This is a genomic window from Neisseria sp. P0022.S010 (genome assembly GCF_051956635.1).
Window position 1 is genome coordinate 29,393 of sequence record NZ_JBQCXF010000009.1, and the last position, 14,139, is coordinate 43,531.

General features: G+C 51.5%; 9 protein-coding genes. 2 read left to right on the forward strand and 7 right to left on the reverse strand.

Annotation, left to right across the window (positions count from 1 at the left end; translation table 11 throughout):
- Positions 1–90: 90 nt before the first annotated feature.
- The gene (gene nth / locus ACTHUT_RS02330; protein WP_003747538.1) at positions 91–720 is read left to right on the forward strand and encodes an endonuclease III; all 630 of its coding nucleotides are present in this window, start codon (positions 91–93) and stop codon (positions 718–720) included.
- Between the two features lie 58 nt (positions 721–778).
- Here the strand turns inward: nth and putA are convergent, their stop codons facing one another.
- The 4 genes from putA to ACTHUT_RS02350 form a co-directional block, all read right to left on the reverse strand.
- Positions 779–4,384 carry a bifunctional proline dehydrogenase/L-glutamate gamma-semialdehyde dehydrogenase PutA gene (putA, locus tag ACTHUT_RS02335; protein ID WP_440386684.1) on the reverse strand — a complete coding sequence of 1,202 codons (3,606 nt, stop codon included), beginning with the start codon at positions 4,382–4,384 and terminating at the stop codon, positions 779–781.
- 222 nt (positions 4,385–4,606) lie between these two features.
- Positions 4,607–6,133, reverse strand: coding sequence for a sodium/proline symporter PutP (gene putP / locus ACTHUT_RS02340; protein WP_440386685.1), 1,527 nt, complete (start codon positions 6,131–6,133; stop codon positions 4,607–4,609).
- 452 nt (positions 6,134–6,585) lie between these two features.
- Entirely contained in the window at positions 6,586–7,380 is a 795-nt protein-coding gene (locus ACTHUT_RS02345) for a formate/nitrite transporter family protein (protein ID WP_036493807.1), read from the reverse strand.
- 198 nt (positions 7,381–7,578) lie between these two features.
- Positions 7,579–9,792, reverse strand: a complete 2,214-nt coding sequence (locus ACTHUT_RS02350) for a RelA/SpoT family protein (RefSeq protein WP_440386686.1) — start codon at positions 9,790–9,792, stop codon at positions 7,579–7,581.
- A gap of 88 nt (positions 9,793–9,880) precedes the next feature.
- Between ACTHUT_RS02350 and grxB the strand changes: the two genes are divergently transcribed.
- On the forward strand, positions 9,881–10,591 hold the full coding sequence (grxB, locus tag ACTHUT_RS02355) for a glutaredoxin 2 (RefSeq protein ID WP_440386687.1): 711 nt from the start codon (positions 9,881–9,883) through the stop codon (positions 10,589–10,591).
- 56 nt (positions 10,592–10,647) lie between these two features.
- On the opposite strand, the gene ACTHUT_RS02360 is transcribed toward grxB, so the two are convergent.
- From ACTHUT_RS02360 to ACTHUT_RS02370, 3 genes are read right to left on the reverse strand one after another with little or no spacing between them, the layout of a single operon-like run.
- On the reverse strand, positions 10,648–11,166 hold the full coding sequence (locus tag ACTHUT_RS02360; RefSeq protein ID WP_440386688.1) for a PqiC family protein: 519 nt from the start codon (positions 11,164–11,166) through the stop codon (positions 10,648–10,650).
- Complete coding sequence (gene pqiB, locus ACTHUT_RS02365) at positions 11,166–12,827, reverse strand: intermembrane transport protein PqiB (protein ID WP_070837389.1); 1,662 nt, start codon at positions 12,825–12,827, stop codon at positions 11,166–11,168. Before pqiB ends, ACTHUT_RS02360 begins: the two co-directional genes overlap by 1 nt.
- On the reverse strand, positions 12,824–14,134 hold the full coding sequence (locus tag ACTHUT_RS02370) for a paraquat-inducible protein A (RefSeq protein ID WP_204789067.1): 1,311 nt from the start codon (positions 14,132–14,134) through the stop codon (positions 12,824–12,826). Before ACTHUT_RS02370 ends, pqiB begins: the two co-directional genes overlap by 4 nt.
- Between the last annotated feature and the right edge of the window lie 5 nt (positions 14,135–14,139).

The following is a 14,139-nucleotide window of genomic DNA, read 5'->3' on the forward strand; positions in this document are numbered from 1 at the left end:
AGGCCGTCTGAATGCGTTTCAGACGGCCTGCTTTGTTTGAAGCAGCCCCATCGGATATAATTGCCGCGCCATATAAAAACAATTCCAACCATGAACAAACAAATCCGCCAAGAAATTTTCGAGCGTTTCCGCGCTGCCAATCCGCATCCGACTACCGAGTTGAATTTCAGTTCGCCGTTTGAGCTGCTCATCGCTGTTTTATTGTCTGCGCAGGCGACTGATGTCGGCGTGAACAAAGCGACTGCAAAGCTCTTTCCCGTTGCCAATACGCCGCAAGCCATGTTGGATTTGGGGCTGGACGGCGTGATGGAATACACCAAAACCATAGGCCTCTACAAAACCAAGTCCAAACACATCATGCAGACTTGCCGTATTTTGCTGGAAAAATACAATGGCGAAGTGCCTGCCGACCGAGAGGCTTTGGAATCTTTGCCCGGTGTTGGCCGGAAAACTGCCAACGTGGTATTGAACACTGCATTCGGGCAACCTGTTATGGCGGTCGATACCCATATTTTCCGTGTGGCCAACCGTACTAAAATCGCGCCGGGCAAGGATGTGCGCGAAGTTGAAGACAAGTTGATGCGCTTTATTCCCAAAGAATTTTTGATGGATGCCCATCATTGGTTGATTTTGCACGGCCGCTATACATGTAAGGCTTTGAAACCGCAATGCAGCAAATGTTTGATTAATGATTTGTGCGAATATCCGGCAAAACTGTAAATAAAAACAGATAAAAAAAGGCCGTCTGAATTTCAGACGGCCTTTGATTTGGCTGTGATTAGTCGGCAACTGCCATCAGGCTGGCGTTACCGCCGGCAGCGGTAGTATTGATACTGCAAGAGATTTCTTCAAATACTTGCAGGATGTCCAGACCTTGTTCGGAAGGCAGGATGCGGATGAGCGCACCGTCGCGGCCGGCCAACTCTTGTTTGCGCTCGCTGCTCAAAGGCTCGATAGCGGCAACATGGCTGATGCCTGCGTTTTCAGGTTTGCTGTTGACTTGCAACAAACCGTCCAAATCGGCTGAGTAGGAAGCCAACGGGCTGTTAGGCTCAACAACGGTTTGGATGCCTGCGGCTGCCAGCTCGGTCAGGGCAGAGAAGGCTTGCAGCAGATTGCCGCCATGTACCCAAACGCGTTTTGGAGAACGCCAGCTCAATGAGTTGCGTTCGCCGGTCGGGCCGACCAATACGGTTTCGGCTTTGCGCAGGGTACGGACGCGGGCGTGACCCAAAGCTGCGGCTGCGGCTTTTTTCTCTTCGGCGTTAAACGGCAGTTTGTGAACCAGGGTTTCCAAACGTTTGAGCGCGTCTTCGTCTGCTTGGCCGATGCGGCTGAGGGTTGGGGCAACCCATTCAGGAGTACGTACCAGGCGTTGCAGATAGAATGAACCGCCTGCTTTTGGACCGGTACCGGACAAGCCGTGACCGCCGAAAGGTTGTACGCCGACAACGGCACCGACGATGTTGCGGTTAACGTAGATGTTACCGGCTTCGATGCGGTCGCGGATGTGGTCGACAGTGCCTTCGATACGGCTGTGTACACCGCTAGTCAGAGCATAGCCTTTGGCATTGATTTGGTCGATGAGTTGATCCAATTCGCTGGCGCGGTAGCGGACAACGTGCAGTACAGGACCGAACACTTCGCGTTGCAACTCGTTCAGGTTGTTCAATTCAAACAGGATTGGACGAACGAAGGTAGAGTTGTTGTCATTAACGTCGGCGGCAGTTTTGATTTCGTGGTAAGCCTTCGCTACGCCTTTCATTTTGTTGATGTGGGCCAACAGGTTTTGTTGGGCTTCAGCATCGATGACAGGGCCGATGTCTGTGGTCAGTTGGATCGGTTTGCCGACAACCAGCTCATCCATTGCACCTTTGATAATGTTGATCATTTTATCGGCAACATCTTCTTGAACACACAAGATACGCAGGGCGGAACAACGTTGGCCCGCGCTGTCGAAGGCAGAGTTCAATACGTCGAGGCAGACTTGTTCCGGCAGGGCGGTAGAGTCTACGATCATCGCGTTTTGACCGCCGGTTTCGGCAATCAGGACAGGGCTGTCGTCGCGTTTGGACAGGGCTTTGTTGATCAGGCGCGCTACTTCGGTAGAACCGGTGAAGATCACGCCGCCGATGCGGGCATCGTCGGTCAGGGCGGAGCCGACATCACCTGCGCCGAGTACGAGTTGCAGCGCAGAAGTCGGAATACCGGCTTGATGCATCAGGGAAACGGCGTAAGTAGCAATCAGGCTGGTTTGTTCGGCAGGTTTGGCGATAACGGTGTTACCGGCAGCCAGGGCGGAAACGACTTCGCCGGTAAAGATGGCCAATGGGAAGTTCCATGGGCTGATGGCAACGATTGCGCCGACGGCTTTGGCATCTTTAGGCAGGGTGTTTTCAGCTTCGTTGGCATAGTAGCGGCAGAAGTCAACGGCTTCGCGTACTTCGGCAACGGCGTTGTTCAGGGTTTTACCGGCTTCGCGGACGGCCAGCATCATCAATGCAGGCGTGTGTTGTTCCAACAAATCCGCAAAACGGCGCAGGCAGTCGGCGCGTTCTGAAGCAGGTTTGGCGCTCCACTCTGGCAGGGCGGCAACGGCTGCGCCAATAGCTTCTTGGGCCAATGCTGCATCGGCAAAGCTGACAGTGCCGACAACATCGTTGTGGTCTGCAGGGTTGCGGACGGGTTGCGCTTCGCCCACGTTACGCGCTTCGCCATTGACGATAGACGCGGCGTGGAAGTCTTCGGAAGAAGCTTGGTTGAGTTTTTCTTGCAGGTTTTGCAATACGTTTTCGTTGCTGAAATCGACGCCTTGGGAGTTCAGACGGCCTTTGCCATACAAATCGCGTGGCAGAGGCAAGGCCGGATGCAGGTGGATGCCTTGTTCGGCGATGGTGTCGAACGGGCTCTTAATCAGGCGGTCGATGCTGATGTTTTCGTCAACGATTTGGTTCACGAAAGAAGAGTTCGCACCGTTTTCCAACAGGCGGCGTACCAAGTAGGCAAGCAGGGTTTCGTGTGTGCCGACCGGGGCATACACGCGTACGCGGCGGCCTAAGTTTTGCGGGCCGACCACTTGGTCGTACAAGGTCTCGCCCATGCCGTGCAGACATTGGTGTTCGAAGTCCTTGCCTTTACCCATTTGGTAGATTGCGCCCAAGGTGTAGGCGTTGTGTGTGGCAAATTGTGGGAACACGGCATCTTGCGCATCCAAGAGTTTGCGTGCGCAGGCAAGGTAGGAGATGTCGGTGTGGACTTTACGGGTGTAAGTCGGGTAGCCGTCCATGCCGTCTACTTGGGCCCATTTCACTTCGCTGTCCCAGTATGCGCCTTTAACCAAACGGATCATCAGTTTTTGGTTGTTGCGGCGGGCTAGGTCGATTAAGTAGTCGATAACGAACGGGCAGCGTTTTTGGTAGGCTTGAACAACGAAACCGATACCTTTGTAGCCGGCTAAGTCAGGATCGGAAACCAAAGCTTCCATCAAGTCCAAAGATAATTCGAGACGGTTGGCTTCTTCGGCATCGATGTTGATACCGATATCGTATTTTTTACCCAAAAGGAACAATTCTTTCAGGCGCGGCAGCAGTTCGCTCATCACGCGTTCGTGTTGGGCGCGTGAGTAGCGTGGGTGGATGGCGGAAAGTTTGACGGAAATACCGTTGCCTTCGTAAACACCTTGGCCTGCGGCATCTTTACCGATGGCGTGAATGGCTTGGACGTAGTCGTTGTAGTAGCGGTTGGCATCTTCTTCGGTGTATGCGGCTTCGCCCAACATATCGAAGGAGAAGCGGTAACCCATTTTCTCGCGCTCTTTACCGTTTTGCAGCGCTTCTTCAATGGTTTGACCGGTGACGAACTGTTTGCCCAGCAGGCGCATGGCGTAGTTAACGCCTTGACGGATCAGAGGCGCGCCGCCTTTGCTGATCAGACGGCTCAATGCGGAACTCATCTGTTTGTCGTTTGTCGCGGTCAGTTTGCCGGTAATCAGCAGGCCCCATGCGGCCGCGTTAACGAAGAGGGAAGGGCTGTTGTTCAAGTGGCTTTTCCAGTTGCCTTCAGAGATTTTGTCGGCAATCAGGCGGTCACGGGTGGCATTGTCCGGAATACGCAGCAGGGCTTCGGCCAGACACATCAGTGCAACACCTTCTTCACTGGAGAGGGAAAACTCATGCATCAAGGCATCTACACCGCTGGCTTTGGTACGGCTGGCACGGACTTGGGTAACCAAACGACGGGCAAGCTCGGAAGCGGCGTTGCGCTCTTCGTCGGTCATCTGTGCACGTTGCAACATATCCTGTACGGCTTCGATTTCATCGCGGCGGTAGGCATCGGTTATCGCTTGGCGCAGAGGAGTTTGTGTTGGAAAAGCAAAGTTAAACATTATTTAAGTTCTCCAGAGGTTTTTTCATGATTTCAGACGGCCTGGATAGGATTGCTAAAACAGGTATTCTGAAGGATAGTAATATCGTAATAAATTTATGATGCGGATACAAGATGCATCCGCATAAATTGCTGTTTTTTCTGATAAGTATCAGATTATTTTGAAACAGTTTATGTCGTAAAAACGGCCTGCACGGAATCATGCAGGCCGTCTGAAAACACCTTATTTAGAGGCGCGGTATTCTGCGTCTGCTTTTTCAAAGCGTTCTTGCAATTCACGTGAAGGTTTTTTGTCGATCAGGGACACCAAAACAATCACGAGTGTGCAAATGATAAAGCCGGGGACGATTTCATAGACAGTAGCGAAACCTGTTTCTTGTGCGGCCAAAGCAGGTTTTTTGATCCATTCGGCCCAAACCACTACAGTCAGCGCACCTGCAATCATGCCGGAGAGTGCACCGTAGGCAGTAATGCGTTTCCACAGTACAGACAGGATAACAACCGGACCGAATGCGGCACCAAAACCTGCCCATGCGTAAGCCACCAAGCCCAATACTTTGCTGTTAGGGTCAGAAGCAATCAGGATGGAAATCACGGCAATCGCCAAAACCATCAGACGGCCAATCCATACCAACTCGGCTTGTTGTGCTTTTTTACGCAGGAAGCCTTTGTAGAAGTCTTCGGTAATCGCGCTGGAGCAAACCAACAATTGGCAAGACAGGGTGGACATTACGGCGGCGAGAATCGCGCTCAAGATGATACCGGCAACCCAAGGGTTGAAGAGCAGGGTAGCCAAAGCGATGAAGATACGTTCGTGGTTGCCGTTCATTTCATCAACGTGGGCAGGGTTAGCGCCGAAGTAAGCGATACCGAAATAGCCGACAGCCACGGCACCGGCCATACACAGAATCATCCAAGTCATACCGATGCGGCGTGCAGAAACCAAGGATTTAGCGCTTTCGGCAGCCATGAAGCGGGCCAAAATGTGCGGTTGGCCGAAATAGCCCAAGCCCCAAGCCGCGGTGGAGATAATGCCGATGACGGTCGTACCGGCAAACAGGCTGCCGTATTCTTTACCGGTAGAAGCGGCAACTTGTTGCATAGCGGCATTCATTTGATCTGCACCGCCCAAGCCCAAGTACACCATTACAGGGGTCAGGATCAATGCAAAAATCATCAAAGAAGCTTGCAGGGTATCGGTCCAGCTTACGGCCAAGAAACCGCCCAAGAAGGTATAGGCGATGGTTGCGCCGGCACCCAGCCACATGGCTTGAGTGTAAGACATGCCGTGGAACAGGCTTTGGAACAGGGTAGCACCGGCCACGATGCCTGAAGCACAGTAAATAGTGAAGAAGAACAAGATAATCAGTGCGGAAACCACTTTCATCAAGTGACCGCCGGCACCGAAGCGGTGGAAGAAGTAGTCAGGAAGCGTCAGTGCGTTGTTGGCGTATTCGGTATGCACGCGCAGACGGCCTGCAACCAAAAGCCAGTTGAAGTATGCGCCTACAATCAGACCAATGGCAATCCAAGCTTCATTCAAACCGCTCAGGTAAATGGCACCGGGCAAACCCATCAAAAGCCAACCTGACATATCGGAAGCACCGGCAGACATCGCGGTCACGAACGGGCCCAAGCTGCGGCCGCCGAGGATGTAGTCGTCGAAGTTGCGGGTTGAAAAATAGGCGGCAAGGCCGATCAGTAGTACGGCGACCAAATAGATCGCGAAAGTGATATACATGGGATTCATGTACTTATTCCTCATCTAACTTTTAAAACGGGTTTTGAAATTGCAAGCAATTCATACCCAAACTTTTTTCTAATAAAAATACAGCTTAAAAATCCTGTTTTTTGCGAGAGAGACAGGATAAATTATTTTCAAATACAATAAAATACGAAATCTTAATGCATTAAATTGTAAATAATTTAAACCAGCATACCGTAAAAAGTCGCTTTTGCAAAGCGAAGAACTCAGCCTTTATTCGAAATTGATGCCGCCTTTTGGCTAAGTCATTTAAAAACATAAAAATATATAAATTTTTACTGATGATGACGAAGGAAAGTGTGTGAAACTATCTTTCCTGATGTTTTTTGGGGATTGAAGAGAAAAAGTAATTAAACGACTTGGACTTTCAGACGGCCTTGTGCAGAAACCCCGTATCTGTGTCGGGCAGATACGGGGTTTTTAGAAAAAAGACTACATCAAATAGAAAAATCGTCTTTTAGTAAATGTTTGTAAGCAAAGAGATAAGAGGCTGCAACAAAGGATGATCCGCCGAGGACGTTGCCTAGGAAAACGGGAATCATGTTGTAGAAAAATTGACCCCAGCTGACGTTTGCGCCCGCCCAAATGCCGGCCGGAATGATGAACATATTGGCGACAAAGTGTTGAAAGCCGATTAACACGAAGATCATAACCGGGAACCACATGGCCAAGATTCGTCCTGAAGTATGGCGTGCGCCGAAATAAAACCAGATGCCCATACACACCATCCAGTTACATGCGATGGCGGAAACGAATGCGCGGCCGAAGTCCATATTGACTTTGGCTTCGGCAATGGCAATGGTTTTCGCTGTGGCCGGTCCTTCGGCAAGGCCGACGTAGTGGCCGAGGAAATAGGCCATGGCTACGGCGCCTGCCAGATTGCCCAAGCTGACAATCAGCCAGTTGCGCACCAGTTTGTGGGTGCTGACTCGGCCGGTCAATCTGCCCAAAGCCATAATCATCATATTTCCTGTTGCCAACTCGCCGCCGCCGATTAAGATACAAATCAGTGCGATAGGGAACACGGATGCGCCCAACAGGGCGGCCAGACCGTTCCATTCGGCAGGAATACCGCTGATGACGCGCAGGCAGGCAAGATAGCCGAAGCCGACATAACCGCCGCCTAAGAAACTCAAAATCACCAACATCTTGATGCTGAATTCAGATTTGGCGCAACTCTTGCCGATGGCGTCCTGCAAAATTTCATGAGGGAACAGGTCTCGTGTATCCATGAAGTTTCCTTAAGGTTAATATAAGAATAAAAATATCTTTCTTTATCATGCGGATGGCGAGTTTGCCTGAGAATATGGCGGACAGGAAATAACAGCTGATTGTAAGGATAGAAGCGTAGGTTATATATTGGCAGCCGATGTGTGAAAGGCCGTCTGAAAGCAATACTTTCAGACGGCCTTTAGATGGGGGGATGGGAACTACAAGCGCGTTACGCTTAAAACGCCTTTGATGTTGCCCAGACTGGCCAATACGCGTGGCAGGTCGTTGACTTGGCGGACTTCAAGGGTAAAGCGCATGCTGGCTTCCAAATCGCGTGATTGGGTTTGCACCGCGGTAACGTTGAGCTTGTGCCGCGCCAGCGCATCCGAAACGTCGCGCAACAAACCGGAGCGGTCTTGAGCGCGGATTTCAACATCGACGGCAAACACTTGTCCTTCCTGCAGGGCTGCCCAGCTTGCGTTCAACACTTTTTCCGGAGCCTGCTCGGCAAGGTGGCGGAAAGAAGGGCAGGTGCAGCGGTGGACGGAAATGCCGCGGTCGCGGGTAACAAAGCCCACAATATCGTCGGGCGGCGCGGGTTTGCAGCATTTGGCAAGCGTGGTCATCAGGCCGTCTTCGCCGTCAATCAGAATGCCGTTTTTGCCGCCTTTTTTGATTTTGGACTGTTTGACGATATTGGTCTCGTCAACCGGTACCGGAGCCGGTTCGATCAAAGCGCCGCAGGCCTTACTGATGGCGCGGTTGGAAATTTCGCCCTGACCAATGGCCGTATAGAGTTCGTCGGTTTTTTTGAAGCCGAGTTTTTCCGCCAATGCTTGCAGATTGGGTTTGGGGAAGATTTTTGACAACTGTTTGTCCAACTGGGCCCGGCCTGTTTCGCGCACGGTATCCGCATTTTGCTGGCGGATGAAGGCACGGATTTTGCTGATGGCGCGGTTGGATTTGACCCAGCCTTCGTAGAGCCAGTTGACGGAAGGATTGCCTTCTTTTGCAGTAATGATTTCAACACGTTGTCCGTTTTCCAAAGGCGTGGACAGCGGCACGATTTGTCCTTCGACTTTTGCGCCGCGGCAACGGTCGCCCACGCTGCTGTGCAGGGCATAGGCAAAGTCGATGGGGGTGGCGCCCGTAGGCAGGGAGAGGACTTTGCCGTGTGGGGTCAAAACGTAAATCGTGTCGTTGAACAGCTCGGTTTTGAAGGCGGCGGCGAGGTCTTCCTTGCCGCTTTCGGCCATGTTTTCACGCCAGTCCAAGAGTTGGCGCAACCAGGCGATTTTCTGTTCATAGGCGGAATCGCCCTTGCCGCCTTCTTTATAACGCCAGTGGGCGGCGACACCGAATTCGTTGAATTGGTGCATGTCGAAGGTGCGGATTTGAACTTCCACACCTTTGTCTTCCGGGCCGACGATAACGGTGTGCAAACTTTTGTAGCCGTTGCCTTTCGGGTTGGCGATATAGTCGTCAAACTCACCCGGAATCGGCTGCCAGAGGCTGTGGACGATACCCAGCGTGGTGTAACACTCGGGAACGGTGTCGACCAAAATCCGCACGGCGCGGATGTCGAACAGCCCGTCGAAAGTGAGCTTTTTCTTCACCATTTTTTTGTAAATGGAGTAGATGTGTTTCGGACGACCGGCGACTTCAAAATGAATATTGTATTTTTTCAGTTCCGTACGCAGGATATTGAGGAAATTCTCGATGTATTCGAGGCGCTCGGTGCGCTTTTCGTCCAAAAGCAGGGCGATTTCGCGGTATTTTTCCGGCTCTTGATGGCGGAAGCCCAAATCTTCGAGCTGCCATTTGAGTTGCCACACGCCCAAGCGGTTGGCGAGCGGGGCAAAAATGTCGAGGGTTTCTTTGGCAACGGCACGTTTTTCAGGATTGTCGGGAACGTTGCTTAAGAATTGCAGGGTGCGCGTGCGCATCGCCAGTTTGATCAGGACGACGCGGATGTCGGTAACCATCGCCAACAGCATTTTACGCATGGTTTCGGCTTGTTGGGCGCGCTCTTCCGGCGTGGCAAGGCTGTCCACGCGTGCGAATTGGGTCAGTTTTTGTACTTCGTCTACGCCTTTGACCAACTCGCAAACGGTGCTGTTGCAGCGTTCGGTAACCAATTCTTGCCAAGTGGGAACGTATTTGCCGATGTCGGACAAAATCGTAGCGGCCACGGCATCGGGCAAGAGGTCGAGTTCGCTGACGATTTGCATCGAGCCGAGAAAATGTTCCATTAAAGGCTCGCCGTAAGTCGTTAGGGCATCGGCGGGATAATGTTCTTTAGCCAGGTCAAAGGCCGTCTGAATCAGGTTTTTATCGGGATCAGGCAGCGCGGCGACATAGCCGTCGAACCATGCGAGGAGGCCTTCCAGCGTTACGCTCGATGTTTGGGGCGTTTGGCGAATAGTGGTCATGGCGTGCGTTTTTTTCTTTTTGATAAAAACGTTGCTATTGTAACAGTTTATTGCCGGCAGCCCTAGATTTGTATGCGAAGGTGGCACTATGTTTCAGGAAGCCTTGTTTCAGACGGCCTTGGGTGTTATGGTTAACCGTTTTGAAATTTTAAGGAGCATTTCGATGAAACTGTATATTTACGACCATTGCCCGTTTTGCGTTCGTGCAAGGATGATTTTCGGCTTGCGCGATGTGGCGGTGGAAGAGGTCGTCTTGGCGAACGATGACGAAGCTACGCCGATTGGCATGATTGGCTCAAAACAAGTGCCGATTTTGCAAAAAGAAGACGGTTCGTTTATGGGTGAAAGTTTGGATATTGTCCACTATATCGATCAAGGCCGTCTGAAAGAAGAGGTTCGTCCCGAGGTTCAGGCTTGGTTGGACAAAGTGGGCGAATACAATAATAAATTGGTTCAGCCGCGCATGGTTAAAATCGACCTGCCCGAGTTTGAGACCGATGAAGCGAAACAATACTATATCGACAAAAAAGAGAAAAATATCGGCAATTTCGAGACCAACCTGAACAAAACGGCGCAGTATCTGGAACGTCTGCATCAAGACTTGGCCGAACTGGAAACGCTGGTGTGCGAAGGCAAGGGTTTGGGCGGTGAAATCAGTTTGGAAGATATCCTGACTTTCCCTATTTTGCGCAACCTGACCGTTGTGCGCGGTATTCAATGGCCGCAAAAATTGATGGATTATTTGTTGGCGATGAGCGAGCGATCCGGCGTGGCTCTGTATTTTGACCGCGCGTTGTAATGAATGTTTGAAACATGAAAAAAGGCCGTCTGAACATCTTTCAGACGGCCTTTCGTTTAATAAGCAATCGTATCGGCAACCTGTGACAAACCGTTTTCCAACGATTCAAGCATGGCGGTATAGCCGTCGCCTTGTTGCGGCGTAATGGCGTGAAACGGTTTGCTGCGTCCGTCCGGCCATTGTGCATAACCGCTGATGGTGGTCTGCCCCTGATAGCTGCCTTGGAAAGCTTCGATATAGACTTTCAGGGTTTGGCTACTTTGGCTGCGTGAAGCAGGGACGAAAGTATGGCGCGGATTGAGGCGGTTGAGCTTGTTGCTGAGGTTGGCCGCCAACGCGCCATCGAGCGGTGCTGCCCAAAGGTGGTTTTTCGCCAGATTCACATGATAGGCGTCGGTTTGGTAAACGAGGCCGCCGTTGGCAAGCGGTTCGGCAAGGTTGACTTTGACCGTGATTTCGTTGCCTTGTGCAGCCGGACGGATGTACTGGCTGTCGGGCAGGACGAAATATTGTGTGCTTTGCGCGGTGCCGCAGGCGGCAAGCGTCAGGGCGGCGGCAATCGGGAAGAGGCGCATTATCGGCTTCCTTTCGGGATAGGGTCTTTGCTGCTGCTGTTGAAAATCAGCGCGTTGGGTTTTTCTTTCAAAGTATTAATCACGGGTTGAACGTCTTTTAAAGTCTTGTCCAAACTTTGCAGCGTATTTTGCACGTCGCCGTAGATAGGCGATTGAGGCGATACGCCTTGCAGGGTTTGACGCAATTCTTTCAGGGTTTGGTTCAGCTCGTTCGGAATGTTTTGCGTTTGCGGTTTACCGACCAGTTTGTCGATAGAGCTTAGGGCGGCATTGGCAGATTTGAGTGTGGACTTGAGCTCGGCAAGCGAGCCGTTCAAGCCGGCAACGGTTTTATCCAATGGCAGATTGTTGAATTTATCTAACAAATCGGCCACTTTTGCCTGCAAATCGTCCAAACCGCCGCCTTGGGTTGCGATAACGGTATCGCCGGCATAAACGGTATGCGGTCGTAGCTTGGGCGAGGCGGAAGGCTGATCGTTCAACTCAATCATTTTGCTGCCGGTCAGCAGGTTGTTGCTGGAGATGGTGGCAGTCAGGCCTTTGTTTAAGGCCGTCTGAAATTGTTGTTTCCAATGCTCTTTGCTTTGCTCGTCGGCATTGATTTCCAAACGGGAAGGCTCAATGCGGATGCGCACAGGAATCCAGCCGTTTTCAAACAAATGCAGGCTGTCGTTGCGGTCGAAATAGGGAACATCGGAAACCACGCCGACATTCAGGCCTTTGTATTCGACGGGCGAACCGGCAGTCAGGCCGCGTACGGATTGTTTGAAGAAAGCGGTGTAATACAGCGAGCGGTCGTCAGGCAGATTGGCCACTTCGCTGCGGCTGTCATAAAGCGTGAAGCTATCTTCGCTTTTGACGTTTTTACTGTTTTTGGTTTTCGGCGAATCAAACGAAATCGCGCCCGACAGCAGGGCAGGCAGAGGAGCGGAGTTGAGTTTGACGCCGCTGCCTGTGGTTTCGATATTGATGCCGTTCTCCAACCAGAAACGGCTTTCCGAATTAATCAGTTTGTCGTTGGGGCTTTGGATGAAAATGGTGTAATGCACGCTTTGGTCGGACGGGTCGAAATGCGCGCTTTCTACTTGGCCGACCATAAAGTTTTCATACAGAATCGGGCTGCTGGCATTGAGGATGCGGTCGTTTTTGCCGACCAAATTCAGGCGCAGGCCGCTTTGGCCGATGGCGGCAATTGGTGGAATGTCTTGGACGACAAACACATCTTGGGTTTCGCTGCTTTTGCCCGGTGTAAATGCGATATAGGAGCCGGAAAGCAAAGTGCCCAAGCCGGTAACGCCGCTTTGGTCGATACGCGGTTTGACCACCCAAAATTGGGTATCGCTGCGGATAAGGTCTTTGGCATCGGCGCTGAGTTGGGCGGTAACTTCCACGCCTTTTTGGTCGTCGCGCAATTTGATGCGGGTAACGTGTCCGACATCGACGTTCAACACTTTAATAATGGTGTTGTTAACTTCGATGCCTTCGGCGCTGTCCATCAACAGCGTAACGACAGGGCCGCGGTTGCGGATGTCTTTAACCAAAAGCCAGCCGCCGGCAATCAGCGCAATCAGCGGAATCAGCCACACGACAGACGTGAAGACATTGGTTTTCTTGACACGCGCCGGGGCGTGATAATTGGGTGAAGAATCGTGTTTTTTCATTGTTTTAAGGTCTGCTCAGAATCAAGGCCGTCTGAAAGCTGCTGTTGCTTGTCCCAAATCAGACGGGGATCGAAATAATAGGCCGAAAGCATGGTCAAAATAACGACCAGGCAGAAATAAACCGCCGCACCGCCCGGCACAACACGCGCCATATTGGTGTGGAACGAACTCATCAAAATAATAATCACAAAAATATCGATCATCGACCAGCGGCCGATGGATTCGGTAATCCGATACAAAACCGACATCTTGTCCGCGCTCATCACGGGTTTGAAGTATGCGGAATAAATCAAAACCGCCATCGCGATAATCTTCAACACCGGCACCATAATGCTCGCGCTGAAAATAATCACCGCAATCAACCGGTCGCCGTCGTCCCACATATAAACAATGCCGTTGAAAATCGTATTGATCTCCAAAGCCGTCGGGTTGGACGAAATCATAATCGGCAGGATGTTGGCAGGGAAATACAGGATAAACGCCGCCACTAAAAACGCCAGTGAAATGCTCAGGCTTTTCGGGCGGCGGCGGTATAAGTCCGCACCGCAAACGCCGCAAGGCTGCTCGTCTTTATCGCGGAAATACAGGCAGCGGCTGCAACAGATTTTGTCCTCAGAGGCCGTCTGAACCGCATGGCCGCCGGTTAAACGGTGAATCTTATAATAAACCCAATGCTGCGGAATCGATACCGAAGTCCGAATCAGCATGACCGACAGCGGAAACATCAGATAAAACGCCGAACCGAACTCTACCGTAGCAACGGACGAGAGCTTGATATACGCCACCAAAGTGGAAATGAAAAACACATCCACCATAATCCAATGACGCAGCCGCACCAATACACGCGTCGCAAAGCGCAGCGCAGGGTAGGCCTTTTCGCGTATCAAAGCCGTATAAACATACAGACAGAGCAGTAAAAACAGTAAAGGCGCGCCGAAAGTAAGGATAAACATCACTTCCGCCAGAAAACCATAATCCAGCGAAATTAAAAGCCGCATCATTTGTGGTAGCGACAAAATCGATGTTACGCCGAACAAATCGACGCGGATATACACCATATTGTACGCAAACGCCATCAGAATCAAGGTTGTCAGCGCATAGGCGATCGGCGCGATATACGGATTGTTTTCCACCTCCACGATTTCATGGTTGCACACCGGACAATGCGCTTCCTGCCCCTGACGTAGGCGCGGAATATCCATACGGCAGCCGCAATCCGGGCATTCCACCGTATGTGCAGGCAGCGTCGCATCAGGAAGATAAGACTTGTAGCGCCACCAGCGATGGTAGGCAGGAATCCGTTTCATGGTTC

Coding starts and splice junctions, on each gene's coding strand:
- nth (WP_003747538.1), top strand. CDS start 91: ATGAACAAACAAATCCGCCAAGAAATTTTCGAGCGTTTCCGCGCTGCC.
- putA (WP_440386684.1), bottom strand. CDS start 4,384: ATGTTTAACTTTGCTTTTCCAACACAAACTCCTCTGCGCCAAGCGATA.
- putP (WP_440386685.1), bottom strand. CDS start 6,133: ATGAATCCCATGTATATCACTTTCGCGATCTATTTGGTCGCCGTACTA.
- ACTHUT_RS02345 (WP_036493807.1), bottom strand. CDS start 7,380: ATGGATACACGAGACCTGTTCCCTCATGAAATTTTGCAGGACGCCATC.
- ACTHUT_RS02350 (WP_440386686.1), bottom strand. CDS start 9,792: ATGACCACTATTCGCCAAACGCCCCAAACATCGAGCGTAACGCTGGAA.
- grxB (WP_440386687.1), top strand. CDS start 9,881: ATGTTTCAGGAAGCCTTGTTTCAGACGGCCTTGGGTGTTATGGTTAAC.
- ACTHUT_RS02360 (WP_440386688.1), bottom strand. CDS start 11,166: ATGCGCCTCTTCCCGATTGCCGCCGCCCTGACGCTTGCCGCCTGCGGC.
- pqiB (WP_070837389.1), bottom strand. CDS start 12,827: ATGAAAAAACACGATTCTTCACCCAATTATCACGCCCCGGCGCGTGTC.
- ACTHUT_RS02370 (WP_204789067.1), bottom strand. CDS start 14,134: ATGAAACGGATTCCTGCCTACCATCGCTGGTGGCGCTACAAGTCTTAT.